21 protein-coding genes are annotated in these 18,383 nt (G+C 72.7%); 8 read left to right on the top strand and 13 right to left on the bottom strand.

The annotated features are described in order from the left end of the window. Window positions 1–19: 19 nt before the first annotated feature. Complete coding sequence (locus ABTZ17_RS08025) at window positions 20–436, top strand: ATP-binding protein (RefSeq protein WP_352194675.1); 417 nt, start codon at window positions 20–22, stop codon at window positions 434–436. Window positions 437–499: 63 nt separating this feature from the next. Here the strand turns inward: ABTZ17_RS08025 and ABTZ17_RS08020 are convergent, their stop codons facing one another. From ABTZ17_RS08020 to ABTZ17_RS08010, 3 genes are all read right to left on the bottom strand, one after another. Further along, window positions 500–808, bottom strand: coding sequence for an STAS domain-containing protein (locus ABTZ17_RS08020; protein ID WP_352194674.1), 309 nt, complete (start codon window positions 806–808; stop codon window positions 500–502). 102 nt (window positions 809–910) lie between these two features. Then, window positions 911–2,545 carry a flavin monoamine oxidase family protein gene (locus ABTZ17_RS08015; RefSeq protein ID WP_352194673.1) on the bottom strand — a complete coding sequence of 545 codons (1,635 nt, stop codon included), beginning with the start codon at window positions 2,543–2,545 and terminating at the stop codon, window positions 911–913. Between the two features lie 12 nt (window positions 2,546–2,557). After that, complete coding sequence (locus tag ABTZ17_RS08010) at window positions 2,558–4,153, bottom strand: APC family permease (protein ID WP_352194672.1); 1,596 nt, start codon at window positions 4,151–4,153, stop codon at window positions 2,558–2,560. Window positions 4,154–4,497: 344 nt separating this feature from the next. On the opposite strand from ABTZ17_RS08010, the gene ABTZ17_RS08005 reads away from it, so the two are divergent. The 4 genes from ABTZ17_RS08005 (at window position 4,498) to ABTZ17_RS07990 (ending at window position 6,089) form a co-directional block, all read left to right on the top strand. Next, the gene (locus ABTZ17_RS08005; RefSeq protein ID WP_352194671.1) at window positions 4,498–4,935 is read left to right on the top strand and encodes a hypothetical protein; all 438 of its coding nucleotides are present in this window, start codon (window positions 4,498–4,500) and stop codon (window positions 4,933–4,935) included. Then, window positions 4,932–5,234, top strand: a complete 303-nt coding sequence (locus ABTZ17_RS08000; RefSeq protein ID WP_352194670.1) for a PH domain-containing protein — start codon at window positions 4,932–4,934, stop codon at window positions 5,232–5,234. The genes ABTZ17_RS08005 and ABTZ17_RS08000 overlap by 4 nt, the downstream gene beginning before the upstream one ends. 192 nt (window positions 5,235–5,426) lie before the next feature. Then, the gene (locus ABTZ17_RS07995) at window positions 5,427–5,570 is read left to right on the top strand and encodes a hypothetical protein (RefSeq protein WP_352194669.1); all 144 of its coding nucleotides are present in this window, start codon (window positions 5,427–5,429) and stop codon (window positions 5,568–5,570) included. Between the two features lie 216 nt (window positions 5,571–5,786). Further along, on the top strand, window positions 5,787–6,089 hold the full coding sequence (locus tag ABTZ17_RS07990) for a DUF2188 domain-containing protein (protein ID WP_352194668.1): 303 nt from the start codon (window positions 5,787–5,789) through the stop codon (window positions 6,087–6,089). Between the two features lie 28 nt (window positions 6,090–6,117). Here ABTZ17_RS07990 and ABTZ17_RS07985 read toward each other — a convergent pair whose 3' ends face one another. Beyond that, window positions 6,118–6,723 carry a dihydrofolate reductase family protein gene (locus tag ABTZ17_RS07985; protein WP_352194667.1) on the bottom strand — a complete coding sequence of 202 codons (606 nt, stop codon included), beginning with the start codon at window positions 6,721–6,723 and terminating at the stop codon, window positions 6,118–6,120. A 280-nt stretch (window positions 6,724–7,003) separates the two neighbouring features. Here ABTZ17_RS07985 and ABTZ17_RS07980 point away from each other — a divergent pair, with 280 nt between their 5' ends. Then, the gene (locus ABTZ17_RS07980) at window positions 7,004–8,776 is read left to right on the top strand and encodes a PP2C family protein-serine/threonine phosphatase (protein ID WP_352194666.1); all 1,773 of its coding nucleotides are present in this window, start codon (window positions 7,004–7,006) and stop codon (window positions 8,774–8,776) included. A gap of 402 nt (window positions 8,777–9,178) precedes the next feature. Here ABTZ17_RS07980 and ABTZ17_RS07975 read toward each other — a convergent pair whose 3' ends face one another. The 6 genes from ABTZ17_RS07975 to ABTZ17_RS07950 form a co-directional block, all read right to left on the bottom strand. After that, window positions 9,179–9,532, bottom strand: a complete 354-nt coding sequence (locus ABTZ17_RS07975) for a PRC-barrel domain-containing protein (RefSeq protein ID WP_352194665.1) — start codon at window positions 9,530–9,532, stop codon at window positions 9,179–9,181. 166 nt (window positions 9,533–9,698) lie between these two features. Then, the gene (locus ABTZ17_RS07970) at window positions 9,699–10,841 is read right to left on the bottom strand and encodes a YihY/virulence factor BrkB family protein (RefSeq protein WP_352194664.1); all 1,143 of its coding nucleotides are present in this window, start codon (window positions 10,839–10,841) and stop codon (window positions 9,699–9,701) included. Between the two features lie 48 nt (window positions 10,842–10,889). After that, window positions 10,890–12,614, bottom strand: coding sequence for a thiamine pyrophosphate-dependent enzyme (locus ABTZ17_RS07965; protein WP_352194663.1), 1,725 nt, complete (start codon window positions 12,612–12,614; stop codon window positions 10,890–10,892). A gap of 243 nt (window positions 12,615–12,857) precedes the next feature. Next, the gene (locus ABTZ17_RS07960) at window positions 12,858–13,307 is read right to left on the bottom strand and encodes an SRPBCC family protein (protein WP_352194662.1); all 450 of its coding nucleotides are present in this window, start codon (window positions 13,305–13,307) and stop codon (window positions 12,858–12,860) included. A 159-nt stretch (window positions 13,308–13,466) separates the two neighbouring features. After that, a complete protein-coding gene (locus tag ABTZ17_RS07955) occupies window positions 13,467–14,492 on the bottom strand; it encodes a DNA topoisomerase IB (protein ID WP_352194661.1) in 1,026 nt (341 codons plus the stop codon). Between the two features lie 9 nt (window positions 14,493–14,501). Next, window positions 14,502–14,702, bottom strand: coding sequence for a hypothetical protein (locus tag ABTZ17_RS07950; RefSeq protein WP_352194660.1), 201 nt, complete (start codon window positions 14,700–14,702; stop codon window positions 14,502–14,504). 159 nt (window positions 14,703–14,861) lie between these two features. Here ABTZ17_RS07950 and ABTZ17_RS07945 point away from each other — a divergent pair, with 159 nt between their 5' ends. Then, the gene (locus ABTZ17_RS07945) at window positions 14,862–15,827 is read left to right on the top strand and encodes an LLM class F420-dependent oxidoreductase (RefSeq protein WP_352194659.1); all 966 of its coding nucleotides are present in this window, start codon (window positions 14,862–14,864) and stop codon (window positions 15,825–15,827) included. A gap of 13 nt (window positions 15,828–15,840) precedes the next feature. On the opposite strand, the gene ABTZ17_RS07940 is transcribed toward ABTZ17_RS07945, so the two are convergent. The 3 genes from ABTZ17_RS07940 to ABTZ17_RS07930 are packed head-to-tail and all read right to left on the bottom strand — an operon-like array spanning window position 15,841 to window position 17,897. Further along, complete coding sequence (locus tag ABTZ17_RS07940) at window positions 15,841–16,902, bottom strand: iron-containing redox enzyme family protein (protein ID WP_352194658.1); 1,062 nt, start codon at window positions 16,900–16,902, stop codon at window positions 15,841–15,843. Window position 16,903: 1 nt separating this feature from the next. After that, entirely contained in the window at window positions 16,904–17,203 is a 300-nt protein-coding gene (locus ABTZ17_RS07935; protein WP_352194657.1) for a CDGSH iron-sulfur domain-containing protein, read from the bottom strand. Between the two features lie 10 nt (window positions 17,204–17,213). Further along, a complete protein-coding gene (locus tag ABTZ17_RS07930) occupies window positions 17,214–17,897 on the bottom strand; it encodes a HemK2/MTQ2 family protein methyltransferase (RefSeq protein ID WP_352194656.1) in 684 nt (227 codons plus the stop codon). Window positions 17,898–18,175: 278 nt separating this feature from the next. Between ABTZ17_RS07930 and ABTZ17_RS07925 the strand changes: the two genes are divergently transcribed. Next, window positions 18,176–18,337, top strand: coding sequence for a hydrophobic protein (locus ABTZ17_RS07925; RefSeq protein WP_352194655.1), 162 nt, complete (start codon window positions 18,176–18,178; stop codon window positions 18,335–18,337). Window positions 18,338–18,383: the final 46 nt, after the last annotated feature.

Genomic DNA, 18,383 nt, shown 5'->3' with positions numbered 1-18,383 from the left:
GCCCGGGCAGGGGACGAGTATGGACGGCAGTACATCATCGGAGGGCACCTTCCTGGTAGGGGCCGGCATCGGTTGCGGACAGGCCCGCGATCTGACGCGTCGGCTGCTTCGGAGTCTGGACGTGGTGCCGGAGCGGGTCGCGGATGTCGACACGGTGGTCACCGAATTGGTGTCCAACGCGGACCGGCATGCCGGTGGGGTCACGGGTTTCGCCCTCACCCCCGAGCGCGGAGCCCTGCTGATAGCGGTCTCCGACGCCTCCCCGCACTTCCCACAGGATCAGCCGTGGGCTCCGGCCGAACCCGGCGGGTTCGGCTGGTTCCTCATCAACCGTCTCGCCCGTACGCGCATCCAACCCACCGCCACGGGCAAGACCATCATCGCCACCATCGCCCTCACCGACGGGACGGGCACCGACGACGCCGAAGCGGACTGAACGGCCGGCCCGCGGCGAGCGGGCGGGAGCCACATTCACCCCGGGGGCCGGCGCTGCACCGGGTCAGGCCGGCGTGCGGACGTCGAACAGGGCCAAGGTGTCGGTCAGTTCCAGCAGCCGCCGCAGCTGCCCCGGCAGCGGGCCCACCAACACCACCGGGCCCCGACGACGCCACTTCACCAGCTCGTTCAGGAACGACGAGTCCGCGAAGCCCAGCCCGACCACGTCCAAGGTCAGGCCCCGGCCGGGTCTCGCCTGCTCCGCGCAGGCCCGGGACAACGCCGCGAGGCCGTCCACGTCGAACTCCCCCACGCACACCACCACGTCCTCGCCCGTGGCGTCGGTAGCGATCGTGACGCTCGGCATCTCCATGAACCCTGCTCCCACCCTCGGGCGACGACCCGACGGGGCGCCGGGCATATGCCCCGACCGTAACGCCCCATCAGTACCGAGGCACCACCCCCGGCCGCGGACTCAGGAGACGGCGGCGATCACCTCCCGGGCGGCCCGTTCGCCCTCGGTGGCCCCGCCTTCCATGAAGCCCTGGAAGTCGTAGCTGCAGTGTTCCCCGGCGATCCGGACGCGGCCCTGGGCGGTGCCCTCGTACTTCGCGTACCGGTGGAGGTAGCCCACGGGCCAGTACGAGTACGCGCCGAGCGCGTGCGGGTTGCGATGCCAGGCGGACAGCTGGGCGCGACCGTTCCAGACCGCCTTGGTGCCGGGGAAGAAGGCGTCGATGCCGGTGAGCACGCGCGCGGACAGGTCGCGCACGTAGGGGTCGGCTTCGGTGGCGAAGGGGGTGGCCGGGGAGAGGCCCGCGGCGAGGCTGCCACCGGCGTACTGGAGCAGGATGCCGCCGGTGCCGGGCTGGAGCTTGGTGGTGTCCCAGGTCTGCTGCACCTCGGAGTCGGTGAAGCAGTCGCCGGCGGAGACGCCGGGCCAGGGTCCGCTGCCGCGCCAGGGTCGGGCGGTGAACTGCATGTTGAGTTTGGTGCAGTGGCCCATCCGAGCGTCGCGCAGCAGGTTCTTCATCCGCGGGTCGAAGCCGGCGGCGGAGAGGTCGAGGCGCTGGAGCACGGGGAGCGGTACGCACAGGATGGTGTGATCGACGACGGTGGTGCGGGTGGCGCCGGAGTCGTCGAAGGTCAGGGTCTGGGTGCCGTCGGCGTCGGCACGCACGGCGGTCAGCGCGCGGCCCGCCACGAGGGTGCCCGCGGGCAGGGCCCTGGCCATGGCCCGCGGCAGCAGGTCGTTGCCGCCGACGATGTGGTAGCGCTCGTTCGACAGGCCCCAGACGTTGAAATTGCCGGGGTTCGGCTGGTAGCCCATCAGCAGGACCAGGGCCAAGGCGGACTGGAGCTGGGTGTCGGCCCCGTACTCCACGGTGTAGGCGACGTCGATGAAGCGGCCGAGCCCTGAGGAGTGTCCGCCGGGGACGCGGGTCTCGATCCACTCGTACAGCGACATCCGGTCGAGTGCGGTCCCGGCGGGGGTGGTGGAGTTCCAGGAGACCTCGCCCGCTTCCTGGAGGTCGCGGCGCAGGGACTGGTACACCGCCTTGAAGTCCTCGTCGGCCTGGTGGCGGGGGTAGTACGCGCCTCCGAACCATAGGACCTCCTCGGCCCCGTTGGGTCCGCCGCCGAGGAAGTCCTCGGTCGGCAGGTCGAAGCGGCGGCACAGCTCCAGCATCTTCTTGTGACTGGTGTCGATCAGCTCGCCGCCGATCTCGGAGGTCTGGCCGTTGGCCCAATGGGCGCGCTGGGTCCACATGCGGCCGCCGACGCGAGTGGGGTCGGCCTCGTAGAGGGTGCAGGCGTACCCGGCGTCCTTGAGGGTCAGCGCCGCGGTCAGGCCGGCGATGCCGGCGCCGACGACCGCGATCCGCGGGCTGCCGGTGGGCGGCGGCTTGGGGACGGAGTCGAGGGCCGCCGCCGGTGCGGCCGCCGCGGTTCCGGCGACCGCCGTGCCGAGCCCGAGGGCGGCGGCACGCCGCAGGAGGGCGCGGCGGTCCATGCCGCGGACCTCTGCGGCGGGGAGGCGCAGGCGGCGGGCGGCGGCATGCTCCGCGGCGAGGGTGCGGAGGGCGTGCATGAGGGGGGTACGGGCCATGGCGGTGGCTCCCTAGGGGGCGGTGACGGCTGAGGGGGCAGTGCCTTCGGTGCTGTCCGTGCCGGTGGTGTCGGGGTCCGCGGTGGTCGTGGTGCGGTCCGGGTCGAGGGGGTCGGTGCGCTCGGTCGAGTCCTCCAGGACGATCCGGCCGATGAGCGCGTAGCGCGCCGGGTCCTTGGCCTTGAGCCACAGGCCGAGACCGAGCCCACCGAGGAAGACGAGGCCGACGGTCCACGGGATCAGTCGGAAGAAGAGGGAGTCGGCGGCGAGGCCCGCGGCGGTCTCCATGTTGACGACGAGCAGGACCACGACCGCGGTCATGCCGATTCCGCCGAGGAGCGGGGCGGTGAAGGTGCGGAACCAGTGCCGGTCCTCGGGATGGTTCTTCCGGAAGTAGCCGATGACGGCGAAGGAGCACAGGGTCTGGACGATGAGGATCGCCATCGTGCCGAGGATCGCGAGCAGGGTGTACAGGTGGATGTAAGGATCCTGGCCGGTGAGCCGGAACCCTGCCACCAGGGCGACGGCGATGGCGGTCTGCGCGATCGAGGCCACGTACGGGGATCCGTGCCTGGCGTGGGTGCGGCCGAGCCCGGGGTGCAGGAAGCCCTCGCGGCCGATGGCGTAGAGGTAGCGGGCGGCGCACTGGTGGAAGGCCATGCCGCAGGCGAAGGAGCCGGTGAGGAGCAGCCACTGGAAGGCGTCGACGGCCCAGGCTCCGATGAACGTCCCGGTGGGCGCGAAGAAGAGGTCGAGGGGGTTGGCGGAGGCGGACAGCTCCACGGACCTGTCCAGCCCGTTGCCGGCGATGGCCATCCACGAGACGAAGATGTAGAACAGGCCCACGCCGACCACGGAGATCAGGGTGGCCTTGGGGATGACCCGCTTGGGGTCGCGGGACTCCTCCCCGTACATCGCGGTGGACTCGAAGCCGACCCAGGACCAGAAGGCGAAGAAGAGTCCCAGGCCCGCGGAGGCGCCGGTGAAGGCGTTCGCGGGGTTGACGGGTTCCAGCGGGATCCCGTCCGGCCCGCCACCCGCGAGGAGGACGGCGAGGGCCACCGCGAACAGCACGGCGACCTCGGCGACGAGCATGACGCCCAGCGCCTTGGCCGTGAGGTTGATGTCGAAGTGGGCGAGGACCGCGGTGACGGCGAGCATGACCGCCGCGTACAGGATCCAGGGGAGGTCCACGCCGAGCTGGTCGTGGACGGTGGTGCGGGCGAAGTAGGCGAAGACGCCGACGATCGAGGCCTCGAAGACGATGTACGCGAGGACGGCGAGCATGCCGGAGGCCATGCCGACGATCCGGCCGAGACCGTGCGAGATGTAGCCGTAGAAGGCTCCCGCGGCCGTGATCCGCTTGGCCATGGCCACGTAACCGACCGCGAAGACGGTCAGGACGACGGTGGCGAAGAGGTAGCCGGCGGGGGCACCGGTGCCGTTGCCGAAGCCGACGGCGATGGGGAGGTTGCCGGTCATGGCGGTGATGGGGGCGGCGGTGGCGACCGCCATGAAGACGACTCCGACCAGGCCGACGGAATTCGCCTTGAGGCGCTGGACCCCGGCGCCGGTGGGACGGGGTGAACTGGATGGACTCGACGGCATTTTCCGTCCTCTTCCGTTCGTGCGGTGTACCCGACGTGGAGCGGGCCCACTCTGGACCCGCGTGACGCAGGCCACAATCGACACGAGGTCCGGTAATCGCCGTGCGCGGACGACGAGTTGTCGGGGTACGGGGGCGGAGGAGACCGGCCGTCATGCTCGGGTGACGCGCCCGAAACGGGACGCGCGGACCGTCCCGCGGAAGCGAGGACCGGGACAAACGGGCCGTCCGTGCGCGTGGGCGACCCGACGTGCGCGTGGACGGTGCCCGGTGGACGCGCCGGGCCGCGGAGAGGCCGGCACCGGCGAGGCGGCACTGGAGCAACTTGTCCAGGTCCCCGTCGTGCGTGTGGATCATGATCTCCTGGGAGACGATGCGCTCCGAGAAGCTGACCAGGATCACCCCGGCCACACCGGGGGGACGCGACGGGAGGGCCGGCGGGAGGATCGGCGGGAGGGCCGAAGGGGACGGCGCGGGCCGGTCGCCCGCCGACACCACCGAGGCGCGGGCGGCCGCGGGCCCGACCGAGGTGGAGCGCGCGGAGGCCGGACCGGCGGACCGCGACGTTCCCTGGCGGCGGCTCGATCCCCGGGTCATCGCCGCGGTCGGCGGCTGGTGCCTGCTGGCGGTCCTGGCGGCGGCCGCGGTGATGTGGTGGCGCGGCGCCCCGTGGTGGTTGCACGTTTCGGTGCCCGTTCCCGTGCTGGGGGTGGTCGGCCACGAGGCGCTGCGCTGGCGGAAGACGTTCTACCGGTTGACGCCGGAGCGCATCGAGCTGAGGTGACGAGGCACGGTTCGCTCAAGCGCCGGACGATCGCGCCGCGCCGTGACGGGGTGATCGGCTGGCGGATCGGGCAGTGGGCCTGGCACCGGAGGTCGGGGCTGTGTCGGGTCACGGCGACGACGGCGGGCGGACGCGGCGCCTACCACGTGAAGGACGTGCTGCTGCCCGAGGGGCTGCGGTTCGCCGACGAAGCGGTGCCCGGTCTGCTGTCTCCGTTCCTGGTCGGGCGGGACGAGGTGCGGCAGGAGGGTGCGGGGCCGCAGCGGGTCGCGGACCCGGTGGGGGAATCGGCGGGGTAGGACGGTGCGATCGAGGCGTGCGGCCGCACTGGCCGGTTCCCTTGCGTGGAGATCGTGAAGGCCGTAGGCACGGCGTCACAACCTGGTCTATATCTACCTCCACGGGCATGCGCCATCTACCTCCACGGGCATGCGCCCCGAATCGACGGGTACACGCGCTCGTTGTCGGCACCCATCACTGGAGGAGGGCCCATGCCCGTCTGGCAAACCGCCACGATCGTCCTGGTCGTCTGGACCGGCGTCGCCACCCTCTTGGCCTTCTGGCTCGCCCGTCACATCCACCCGGCGTCGCCGACACTGCCGATGAATCGTCGACGCGTGCCCCCGGGCCGCTGAACCCCGCCGCGGGGACGGTACGGGTTCGCCGGCGGAGACCGGTTCTGCACGGAACCCGAGGATTGCGGGGCTTCGGGTGCGGGCAGGCGCTGTCCACTGAACGGCCCGCCGCGGGGCCCTCCCCCGGGGAGGGCACCCGCACCGGCGCCGGAACCGGGCCTTCGGGGCCGAGGCACACCCGCGGGTACCTCCGGTCGGTCGGCAAGGAGACGAACCATGGCCGCGAGACAGACCGTCTACCACGTCTCGCCCTCCGGCCCCGGGGCGGCGGCCGCGGGCGTGAAGTGGCAGGTCGAAGGCAGGGAAGGGCGACGCCTGCTGCACGAGCCGCACCGCACCCAGCAGGAGGCGATCGACGCCGCCCGCCGCCACGCGAAGGAACACCGGCCCGCCCAGGTCATCGTGCACGCCGTCGACGGACACATCCGCTCCGCCTACACCTACCCGGACGCCCACAGCGACCCCGCGGCCCCCGGCCCGCGCGGCCGCACGCCCGGGGCACCCGGCGGACTCTTCTGAGTTCGCCGCGCGGCCCCATGCCCGACGATCAGGTCGTCGTCGCGTCCGGAACGTACGGGTCGGCGCCGGGCGGGCCGTCCAGGACGGTGGGCGCGTACTCCAGCAGCTGGAGCCGACCGTCGAAGGTGCGGCTGCCGACCAGGTCGAGTCGGACGTCCGGGTAGCCGTCGAAGATCCGCTCCCTGCCCGAGGCGCCCGTGATCACCGGGAAGACCACGACTCGGAAACGGTCGACGAGGCCCGCCGTGAGCAGGGAACGGGCCAGGGTGAGGCTGCCGAGGGTGCGCAGCGGTCGGGCCCCGCTCTCCTTCAGGTCACGGACCGCTTCGACGGGGTCACCTGGGATGAGTTCGCTGTTCTGCCAGGTCAGGGGCGTTTTGAGGGTGGTCGAGAAGACCTTCTTGGGCATGGCGCCCAGCACGGCGAAGCCGGGGTCGTCGGGCGTCCGCGCGGCGAAGGAGGACATCAGGCGGTACGTGGTCGCGCCCATCAGGCTGATGTGCTCCTTCTCGCCGTCGCTGTCGAGCCAGGAGAGGTACTCGGGCCCTCCCATGCCCCACAGACCCGGCCAGTCGTCGGCGGCCGCGTATCCGTCGAGCGAGATGATGAAGTCGACCATGAGGCTGCTGCCCATCGGGGTCCTCCTCCGGAGTGGTGGGACGTGGCGACGGGGTGACCGTCGCCGGCGGGGAGCCATCGGGGGCGTGCCGGCCGGCCACGGACGAACGGCGCCCACCGCTCACGGTGGCAGGACCACGGGTGCCGTGGCCCGCGCCGCGCGGGGCCGGTGGACCCCGGAATCAGGGCGCCGGCCGCGTGCCCCCGCGCGGGGCACCGGTGGCGGGGTGGCGTGTGTGCGGGTTCGCTGAGGGGGCAGGTGCGGGGCGCCGCACCGAGAGCGATGGCGAGGAACGATGACGCCTGTGTTTCCGCGGGATCCCGAAACGCTCAAACGTCTGGTCACCCGGGAGGTGGCCGCACTGCGGAACGCCGCCCGCCGGAACGCCGGGGTGCGCCTGGACGACCGGTCGGACTCCGGTTCCCCTTCGGTGGAGGCGGGGGTCGGAACGGGCACGGGCGCTGGGGACCGGGTCGACGCACCGGTGACGGAGTGTTCCCGCGACCGGGACGCCGGTTCGGCCGTCGGGTGCCCGACGTGCGACGCCGAGGGATCGGGGAACGACCCGTGGGCCTGCCTGTGCGCGACCCTGCCCGCGATCCCCGTGTCGGCCGCCCTCCTGGTCCCGGTACGCGACGGGGCCGGCCGGGCCGTCGACTTCACCGTCCGGGCGGGCAACCGGGTCCGGTCCGCCGAATGGCTCGACGCCCCCGACCGGCTGGTCGGCCGACGGCTCCTCGACGTGCAGCCGGGCGCCGCCGCGGGCGGCCTGATCGATGCGCTGGCCGGGGTATTGGAATCCGGTCGGGCCCTGACCGCCTACGCCGTCGACTACACCGAGCAGCGCAGCGACGGTCTCCACCGTGCCCGACTGCTCTACGAGGCCGCCGCCTGCCGGGGCCAGGTCCTGGCGACCTGGAGACCGGCCCGGAACCGGACCGAGACGCTGTCCCTCGACGCCCAGTACATCGCCTCGATGGGCTGGGGCACCTGGGACCTGCTTTCCGGGGAGACCACCTGGTCGGAGGGTCTGCACGCGATCTTCCGCACCGAGCAGGGGCGCCCTCTGTCCCTCGTGGAGCTCTGTGACGCGGTCCTTCTCGACGACGTCCCGCGGTTCGGGAAGCTGCTGGCGGTACTGCTCGACGGCGAGGAGCCACCCGGGGAGGAGATTCGTTTCGGCATCCTCGGGGAGGTCCGTACGTTGCACCTGGTGGCCCATCCCGTCATCGCCCGGGACGGCCTTCCTTGGGCCCTGCGCCTGATCGCCCGGGATCTGACCGCCCAGGTCCGCAGCCGACAGCGGTTGGCGGCGACTCGCCGCCAGTCCGAACGGTTGCGCGATGAGGCGCTGGCGGAACGGGCCGTGGCGACGGCGCTCCGCGAGGCGATCCTGCCCACCCATTCGGTGGAGCTCGCACAGCGGGGTGTCTCCGTGGCCGCCGTCTACCTGCCCGCGGAGGACGCTCCCGTCGGCGGTGACTGGTACAAGTGCCGGGCACTGCCGGACGGCCGGATCCTCCTCGCCATCGGTGACGCCTGCGGACACGGTCTGAGCGCGGTCGCCCGGATGGCCCAGCAGCGGCACGGGCTCGCGGGCCTCGCCCACGCCCCCGGCACCCACGCCGGTCAGCTGACCACGTGGTTGAACGAGCTGGTGTGCGGGGACCCGGCCGCGCAGACGGCGACCGGCGTCATCGGCCACATCGACCGGGAACGTCGCTTCCGCTGGGCCTCCGCCGGCCATCCGGCCCCGCTGCTGCTCCGCGCGGGCGGGGCCGCCAAGCTCGACGCCGACCACAGGGGGCCTCTCTTCGGAGTGCTGCCCGGCCACGAGTACGCGACGGCCACCGTTGCCTTGGAGCCGGGCGATCTGCTCGTGCTGTACACCGACGGCCTGGTCGAGCGGCGGGGTGAGGACATCGTGGAGGGCATCGACGGCCTCCGCCGGGTGCTGGAGGGCTGTGCGGGGCTCGGCGCGCAGGAGGCCATGGACCGCATCGTGGCGGCGTTCACCCCCGAGGACAACGAGGACGACACCTGTCTCGTCGCCGTCCGCCTCGACTGACCGGGGGGCAGCCGGGCCGTGTCGGTTTCGTGGACTCCGGGTGGGGAAGCCGCCGCACAAGAAGGTCGCGCCCGCACGCGCGGGCGCGCGAGACGAGCTGAGGTGACGGCCATGGACGAGCAGGGTGGCGCCGGAGGCGTCCCGGGGCGGCACGGCGAGCACGCGTCGGAGGAGGCACAGCGGCGGGTCGGTGAGGATCGGGACGAGCGGACCGCGGCGGCGGACACCGACGAGGCGAGCCGCCTGGACCGCCCCGCCCCCGCCTCGGGCCGGCACGGCGGGCGGAGGCGCTGGACAGGGCCGGGGGAAGGGTCCGAGGGAGCCGGATCCGAGGGCGGGCGCTCCACTTCGTAGGGGAGCGCCCGTGGTGCCCGTCGTGGCCGGCCGGCGGGCACGCCTCCGTCACATGTGGGGTTGGCCGTAGTAGCGGCCGAACTCCTCCAGGTAGGAGCGGTCGTCGCCGTACTTGCCGGCGTCGTACTCCGGCGCCGCCTTGATCTGCTCCTTCGTCCGGTCGACGTGGACCTTCTCCCCGGTCAGGTCGACCGTCCTGATGGTTCCGGCGGGCAGCAGCACGTGCTTGCCGAAGATCCACGGGCCCGTGTCCACGACGATGTGGGAGGCCCCGACCTCATCCGAGTGCTTGCTGACCTTGCCGATGGACCCGTCCGTGGCCTCGACCTCGAACCCGACGAGATCCACTCCGGGGCGGTGTCCGGCCGTGGGGTGGTAGCCCCAGACGTCGAACTCGCTCATGACCCGACCTCCGTCCTTCCTGTCCCCCGGCCGGTGCCGGCGCCGTTTCGGGCCGGCGCACGACCGGCTCGGCGGTGCCTGGCGCCTTCCCCCCTCCCGGGCGCTCATTCCCCAGGCCGTGTGCGCTGCGCCGGGTGGGCGCCCCGGGATGGTGGGCGGCGTCCGCTCAGCACTCCATGCGGCGGCGGTCACCCTCGCTCCAGGCACGAGTGTCTCGGGGCTCGACGTAGGGTTCCTCGTCCTCGGGCAGGCCCCCGGCGATCGCCCGCTGTCGGGTCAGCTCGGCGTCGAACTCCAGCCCGAGGAGGATCGCCAGGTTCGTGATCCACAGCCAGACCAGGAAGACGACCACGCCGGCGAGCGTGCCGTAGGTCTTGTTGTAGGAGGCGAAGTTCGCGACGTAGAAGGCGAATCCGGCGGAGGCCGCCAGCCAGATCGCGAGGGCCAGGAAACTGCCGGGGGTCACCCACCTGAAGCCGCGGCCCTTCGCGTTCGGGGCGGCCCAGTACAGGATCGCGATCATGGCGGTGACCAGAAGGACCAGCACCGGCCACTTCGCGATCGACCACACGGTCAGGGCCGTGTCCCCGATCCCCAGGACGGTACCGACCTGCCGGGCCACGGAGCCGGAGACGACCACGATGATCGCGCCGGCGCAGGCGAGGAGCATCAGCGTGACCGTGAGGGCCAGGCGCAGCGGGAGGACCTTCCACAGGGGGCGGCCCTCGGGCAGGTCGTAGACGGCGTTCGCGCTGCGGATGAACGCGGCGACGTAGCCGGAGGCCGACCACAGGGCCACGACGAGTCCGACGATCGCCAGGAGGGAGCCGAGGCCGGAGTGTTCCTGGAGCTGTCGTACCGCGTCGCTCAGTACGTCCCGGGCCGAGCCGGGGGCGAGTTTCCGCAGGTTGTCCAACACCCGTTGGGTCACGGATTCGCCGGCGACGCCCAGGAGGGACACCAGGACGAGGAGGGCGGGGAAGAGGGCCAGGACCCCGTAGTAGGTGAGCGCGGCGGCCCGGTCGGCGAGTTCGTCGTCCTTGAACTCGCCGACCGTGCCCCGCAGGACCGCCCACCAGGACCGTTTCGACAGCTGGGCGGGCCGGTCGGGCGCCCGCTCCGCCACGTGCGGATCCGGTCCCGCGGTCGCCTCGGGGCCGGGGCGGTCATCCCGCTCACGATGGCCGTCGGGGTCGTGCGCGGACCGGTCGTGGCCGTCGCGGTCGTGCGCGTCGCGGTCGCCTGCGTACCGGTCGTGTGCGTACCGGTCGTCACGCGTGGGCCCTGGCTTCTTCCATGTACGGGTCATATCGCGCGGGTTTCCCGCATGGCGCCGCTCATGCCCGTGCCGGCGTGCCTACTGCTGCCCGGGGAGCAGTTCCCTGGCCTTGGCCACCGCGTAGCCCCAGCCCTGGGCCAGGGTGGGCTTGGCGGGTACGGCCACCTCCTCGGGGTTGGTGAGGACGTCGAGGAGGACCGGGCCGGGGGTGGCCAGGGCGCGGCGTACGGTCTCGTCCAGGGCGGCGGGGTCGGTGAGTCGGATGCCGGTGATGCCCAGGGCGGTGGCGACGGCCGCGAAGTCGGGGTTGTCGAGGTCGGTGCCGAACTCCGGGAGTCCTGATTGTTCCTGTTCGAGTTTGACCATGCCGAGGCTGCGGTTGTCGAAGACCACGAGCTTCACGGGGAGGCGGTAGGTCTTGATGGTCATGAGGTCGCCGAGGAGCATGCTCAGGCCGCCGTCGCCGCAGAAGGCGACGATCTGGCGGTCGGGTGCCCACAGTTGGGCACCCAGGGCCTGGGGCATGGCGTTGGCCATGGAGCCCAGGTTGTACGAGCCGAGGAGACGGCGGTCGCCGTGCAGGGTCACGAACCGGGAGAGCCAGACGGTGGCCATGCCGGTGTCGGAGGTGAAGACGGCGTCGTCGGCGGCGTGGGCGTCGACGGCGGCGGCCAGGGCCTGCGGGCGGATGTCGTGCCCGCGGTTGTCGAGCGCCGCCCGCACCTTCCGTACCGGGCGCTCTTCCTGGGCGGGGTCGGCGAGGCGGTGCTGTCCTTCCCGCCAGGTGGTGAACCGTTCGACGGTGTCGTCGAGGTGGGCGCGGTCGCGGCCCGTCTTCAGCAGCGGGAGGAGGGCGCGGAGGGTGGCGCCGGTGTCCCCGGCGAGGCCGACGTCCACGGGGGTGCGCCGTCCCAGGTGTTCCTCCCGGGTGTCGATCTGGACGACCCGGGCGCCTTCCGGGTACCAGTCGCGGTAGGGGAAGTCGGTGCCGAGCATCAGGAGGGCGTCGGCCTCGTCGAAGGCGTGGGCCGCGGCCGGGTTGCCGATGAGGCCGGTCTGGCCGACCTGGTAGGGGTTGTCGCCCTCGAAGCCCTCCTTCGCCTTGAGGGTGAGGACCATGGGGGCGGCGAGGGCTTCGGCGGTGCTCAGGACCTCGGCACGGGCGCCGCGGGCGCCCTGTCCGACGAGGAGGGTCACGCGGGAGGCCGCGTTGAGCAGGTCGGCGGCCCGGGTCAGGGCGGGGTCGTCGGGGCGGGTGACGGCCCGGTCCAGGGCGAACCGCAGGGGCCGGTCTCCGGTCACCTCCTGGTCGCCGAGGTCTCCGGGCACGGTGAGGACCGCGACCCCGCCTCGGGTGACGGCGGCCCGGACCGCCGCCTCCAGGGCGCGCGGCATCTGCTCGGGGGAGGTGACGGTGGCGCGGTGGATCGCGACGTCCCGGAAGAGCAGGTCGTTGTCGACTTCCTGGAAGTAGTCGCTGCCGATCTCGGCGAGGGGCACCTGGCCGCAGATCGCGAGGACGGGTGCGCGGCTCTTGGCGGCGTCGTACAGGCCGTTGAGGAGGTGTACGGAGCCCGGTCCGACCGTGCCGGCGCAGACGCCGAGGGTGCCGGAGAGCTGGGCCCGGGCACCGGCCGCGAAGGCGGCGGCCTCCTCGTGGCGGCAGCCGACCCACTGCACGCCGTCGGTGGTGCGGATGGCTTCGGTGAGGGGGTTGAGGGCGTCGCCGACGACGCCGAAGACGTGTCCGACGCCGAGTTCCTGGAGCGCGTCGGCGATGATGCGGGCGACGGTACGTGCCATGGGTGCCTCCGGGGGTGGTGCGGGTGTGTGCGGGTGGGGGGCTGAAGTGGTCGGGTTCGGCCGTCTCCCCCGGCCGGCTGCCCGCGAAGCGGGCGGGGATGCGAGGAACCGTGCCGGTGTGAGTCGTTCGTGGAGTGCGGCGTGGGAGCGGACGGTGTGCGGGCCGGTGCGGACCCTCCGCCCATGGGCCGCCCACCGCACCGGCGCGTGCCCGGCTGGTGCGGCGGGCGGCCCACGGCGGGCTCAGACCTGGCCGCGCCATTCGCCGGTGGCGGATCCGCGGTCCTCGATGAAGTGCTTGAAGCGCTTGAGGTCGCCCTTGACCTGCCGGTCGACGAATCCGAGCTTGTCGCCGATGTTCTCGGCCATGCCCTCGGGGTCGAAGTCCATCATCAGGGTGATCTCGGTGTGGGTCGCGTCGACGGGGACGAAGGTCACGAGGCCCGACTGCTCCGTCTCGCCTCCGACGGACACCCAGGCCACCTTGCTGTCCGGGATCTGGGCCGTGATCTCCGCGTCGAACTCGCGTTCCACACCGGCGATCTTCGTGACCCAGTGGGTGAGGGTGTCGGTGCGCTGTTCGACGCGTTCCACGCCGTCCATGAAGTGGGGGAACGATTCGAACTGGGTCCACTGGTCGTAGGCGGTGCGGACGGGAACGTTGACCTCGATGGATTCCTTGACCTGGGACATCACGGCCTCCTGGCAGGGTGTCGGTGGCGGATCCCGGCGCGACGACCCGTCACGCGCGGTCGTCGGGGAACGGGCACCCGGGTGGTGCCCCCGCATCGGCGCGCCTGCCCGGCGACACCTCCCGCACGCACCCGATTCGGGACGAGTCGGGTGAAGGCGTCAGGAGCGGCCGGAATCGAGGAGGTGGAGGACGGCCCGTTCCACGGGCCCCTGGGTGGCCGGGCGACCGAAGGCACCGTCCTCGCCCAGCTCACCGAGGGCCCGGGCGATCGTCCGGCCCTGGGCGTAGCGCTCGATGACCCGGGGATGGATGTAGGAGGAGCGGCAGACGGCAGGCGTGTTGCCCAGGTACTCGCTGACCTCGCGCACCGCGCGGGCGACCGCCTTGTCCCGGGCCCGGTCGGTGTCGCCGGTGCGCGTGGACACGGCCAGGGCGACGGCGGCGAGGACCGTGGCGTACCAGGTCCGGAAGTCCTTGGCGGTCACGTCCTGCCCGGAGCGGTCGCGGAGGTAGGCGTTGAGGGCGTCGGCCCGCACCTCGTGCCAGGCCCGGTGTTCCCAGTACGCGAAGAGCCTCGGCCCGTCGTCGCGGCGCCGCAGGAGGGCCCGGACGACGGCGTACGCCTCCGCGTCGACGAAGGACCGCTCGACTTCCTTGCCGGATTTGGCGGGGTAGTGGAGGCGGATCTCGCCGCGCCGGCAGGTGACGTGCTCCCTGAGCAGGGTGGTGAGTCCGAAGCTGCCGTTGTCGCGGGCGTAGCTCTCGCCGCCGATGCGCAGGAAACCGAGGTCGAGGAGGCGGGTCAGGCAGGCGAGGACACGGGGGCGGGTCAGGCCGCGGCCGGTGAGGTCGCGGGCCACGGCCTCGCGCAGCCGGGGCAGGGAGCGGGCCACCCGGCGGACGTGCTCGTGTTTCGCGGCGTCCTGTCGGGCGCGGAACTCGGGGTGGTAGAGGTACTGGCGCCGCCCGGCGGCGTCGGTGCCGACGGCCTGGACGTGGCCGTTGGGCCAGGGGCAGATCCACACGTCCTGCCAGGCCGGGGGGATGACCAGGGCGCGGATCCGTTCACGGTCGGCTTCGGGCAGGCGTCTGCCCTCGGCGTCGAGGTAACGGAATCCACGGCCGTGTCGGACCCGGCGCCATCCGGGCCGGGCGGGGTCACTGGTCCGCAGACGCGCCGTCACCGTAGGCCTTCAGCCTTCACCGGGGTGGGAGCGGGTGCGCAGGGTCCAGGTCCGGCCCCGGCAGCCGTAGGGCAGGGGTGGGAAGCGGTGCCCGCTGACGTCGGTACTGCGGCTCCACTGGTGTTCCTCACCGCAGTCGCAGGCGTAGATGCCGCTCTGCGGGACGATCTCTCCCGGCTTCCACCCGGCCGGCTGCTGCTCGTGGTCCATGCCGGGCGCCTTCCCCGTCCCCGTGCGAAAAGTCCCCGCGTCACCCCTTTGGGCGCGCGAGCTCGGGTGCGCGAGCCCCCGTGGGGACACGACGCGCGCTCGGAATGACGAGATGAAAGGGGGCGTTTCGGGGCGCCCCCGAACGGCAAGGCGCACGGCATGGTGCGCATCGGCTACACGATGATGAGCGAGCAGGCGGGTCCCCGTGAACTGGTGGGCCACGTCGCGGCCGCCGAACGGGCCGGGTTCGACTTCTCCGTCGTCTCCGACCACTCCTTCCCCTGGCTGGACGCCCAGGGCCACTCCCCGTACGCGTGGAGCGTCCTGGGCGCCGCGGCGCAGGCCACCTCTCGGATCCCCCTGATGACCTACGTGACCTGCCCCAGCTTCCGCTACCACCCGGCGGTGGTCGCCCAGAAGGCGGCGACGGTGCAGTTGCTGTCCGAGGGCCGGTTCCGACTGGGCCTGGGATCCGGCGAGAACCTCAACGAGCACGTGATCGGAGGGGGTTGGCCCTCGGCACGGGTCCGGCTGGAGCGTCTGGAGGAAGCCGTGGAGATCATCCGTTCGCTGTTCGGCGGCGGCTACGTCAGCTACCACGGCGTCCACTTCCAGGTGGAGAACGCCAAGCTGTGGGACCTCCCCGCCGAACCGCCGCCGATCGGTGTCGCCGTGTCCGGGGAAAGGTCCTGCGCCCTCGCGGGCACACACGGCGACCTCCTCATCGCCACCGAGCCGAAGCGGGAGCTGCTGTCCGCCTTCGACGCACACGGTGGCGCGGGCAAGCCCCGGGTGGGTCAGCTCCCCGTCTGCTACGACACCGACCGGGAGGCGGCCGTCGCCCGTGCCCACGAGCAGTTCCGTTGGTCCCTCGGCGGGTGGAAGGTCAACGCGGAACTGCCGGGCCCGGCGGGATTCGCCCAGGCGTCCGCACACGTCCGGCCCGAGGACCTGGCCGCCGCCGTTCCCTGCGGCGATGACGTCGAGGCGTTCGTGGACGCCGTCCGCCCCTACGTCGAGGCCGGCTTCGACGAGATCGCCCTCGTCCAGATCGGCGGCGACCGCCAGGATCCCTTCCTCGACTGGTCCGAGCGGACGCTGTTGCCGGCGCTGGCCGACCTGTGAGTTTGAGGGTGCGTCAGGCCGAGGGTCCCGGGCGCGGACCCAAGGGCACGCGCAGCGCGCTGCGCCCCTCGGACCAGGAGGAACGGAGGTGCCGGCCGAGTCGGTCCTCCACCAGGACCGCCGCCGCGCAGCCGAAGGCCACGTCGGGCTCCAGGTCCGGTTCGTCGGCGAGCAGCCCGCCGATCACCTCGTGGCGAACGACCTGTTCGTGGACGGCGTCGGCCTCGACGTGCTCGGCGTAGAAGTGCTCCGCGGCGGCTCCGGCCCCGCAGCGGCGCATGGCGCGGGCCAGCCGGCGGGAGCCCGGCGAGGAGGTGACCTCCACGCAGGCGAAGTGCCCGACGAGAGCACCGCGCCGGGAGCGGTGCAGGCCGAACAGGGACATCAGGTTGACGGTGGCGAGGAGTTCGGCGGGCGCGTGGTCCGGATACCGATCGAAGGCGGGGTCGAGGTCGAGGTCGGCCATGAGGTCGGCGAACAGGCGGGCGTGGACCCGGTCGGCGTGCCCCGCGCCGAACTCGTCGTACTCGATCGCGACCATGGCGGCCTTCGCGCGGCCGGTGAGGCGGGGGACGACCCACAGGTGAGGGTCGGCCTCCTTGAGGTGGTACAGGGAGCGCAGGGCCGCGTACTCCCCCAACTGCCACAGCTCGCCGTCGGTTTCGAGCAGGTGGCCGAGGCTGTCGGAGAGGTCGACGGGCTCCTCCAGGAGGGGCCCGAAGGCTCCGTCGACGGTGCGGGGCGCCGCGGCCGTCCCCTCGCGCAGGGCGTCGAGGAAGCGGCTCTCCAGTGCGCGGCGCAGCCGGAGCAGGTCCGGATCCCACTCCCGGTCCTCGTCCACGCCCTCGAAGCCTCGGTGGTGCAGGGCGTAGAGGAGGTACAGGGCGAGTTGGAGGTCTTCGCCCCACGGGTCCGCGGCGGCCTCGGAGTCGCGGGGGTGGTGCGGGGTGTCGCCCGAGCACAGTGCGGCGACGACGGCGCGGGAGATCTCTCCGCGCCCCTCCACCAGCCGGGGGCGGGGGCCGCCGGACGCCTCCGGGGCGCGAGGCGCGGTGGCCACGGTGGTCTCGGGCATGTCAGCTGCTCCTGTCCCGGCGGGGCGGGTTCCGGTCGGCGGCCGAATCCCCGGAGGTGTCGGGGTCCGCGGAGGTATCGGGGTCCGCGGAGGTGTCGGGGTCCGGACGTCGGCGGCGACGGTGGCTGGTGTCGCACCATGGCGGGGTGCGGGTCCGACGGCAGGTGCACAGGGCCACGACGAAGCGGTCCGAGCGGACGGTGCCGCCGTCCTCGGCGACCATCTCCACAGGCCCTTCGACGAGGACGGGGCCCTGGGGGTCCACGTACACCCGCCGGGGTGCGCGGGCGTCTCCTGGCACGGGCTCGGGGTCAGAGGCGGGCACGGACGACCACCAGTTCCTCGGAGTCCTCGGCCTCCGCCGCCAGACCCTGTCGCCGGAGCCAGGCCCGTCGCGACCTCAGTACCGGTCCCCAGGGGACGGTGGCCCGCGCGGTGATCTCGGCGGACAGCCCGGCCGCGGTGAGGCGGTCGAGGGTGGTGGCGGGGTCGCACATCGCGGAGTGCACCATCAACAGGCTGCCGTCGGGGCGCAACAGGTACGGGGCGCGCGCGCGGATCCGGTCGATGAGCAGTCGTCCGTCGCGTCCCGCGTCCCAGGCCCTGCGGGCGCCACGCACGGGCGCGGTGGGGGCGGGGGCGGGGACGTACGGGGGGTTGGTCAGGACGAGGTCGTAGCGGCGGTGCGCGGTTCGGGTCTCGAAGTCGCCGTGCAGGACGCTCAGGGGGAGCCGTCGGACGAGGGCGTTGGCGCGGGCCGTCAGCACGGCGGGCCAGGACACGTCGACGGCGGTGACGGCGGCACCCCTGCGGGCGGCCTGGAGGGCCAGGGCACCGGTTCCGGTACCGATCTCCAGGACCGTACGGCCGGGGCCCAGTTCCTCGCGCGCGAGGGCGTCGGCGAGCAGGTGGGTGTCGTACTGGGGGCGGTAGACGCTCGGCAGGACGAGGAGACCGCCCGGCAGCGCGCCCGGCAGCGAGGCCGTGTGGGCCATGGGCACCTCCTGGCGCGGTGGGTGGGGTGAGGGAGGTGGGTGAGTGGGCCGGGGCCCCGGGGTCATGTGGTGCGGCTGCCCCGTCCGGGGTCGCGCATGCCGCCGGCACCGGGTGGGAATCCGTGGGGCGAGGGGGCCCGGGCGGAATCTCCGCTGCTCCGGGCCTGCGGGGCGCCGACCGTCGACGCCCTTGGACGTCGCGGTCCTCGACCTCCCGGAAAAGAAGAACGTGTCAACGGCATCGCTCGGGGCATCAGCGTTTTCGGAGGTTGATAAACATGGTTCCCCTGCTTCTCGTTCTTCTTCTGGTTCTCATTCTCGCCGGTGCGGGTTTCGCGGTGAAGGTGCTGTGGTGGGTGGCCATCGCGGTATTGATCGTGTGGCTCCTGGGCTTCGTCGCCCGCCCGAAGACCGGTAGCGGTCGCTGGTACCGCTGGTAGCCGTATCCGCAGGTCACATCGGACAGGGTGGTGGCCGGACCCGTAT

The sequence above is a fragment of the Streptomyces sp. NPDC097619 genome (assembly GCF_040302735.1).
Taxonomy (GTDB): Bacteria; Actinomycetota; Actinomycetes; order Streptomycetales; family Streptomycetaceae; genus Streptomyces.
The sequence above is the reverse complement of the archived record's forward strand: the minus strand, read 5'-3'. Positions and strand labels throughout refer to the sequence as shown.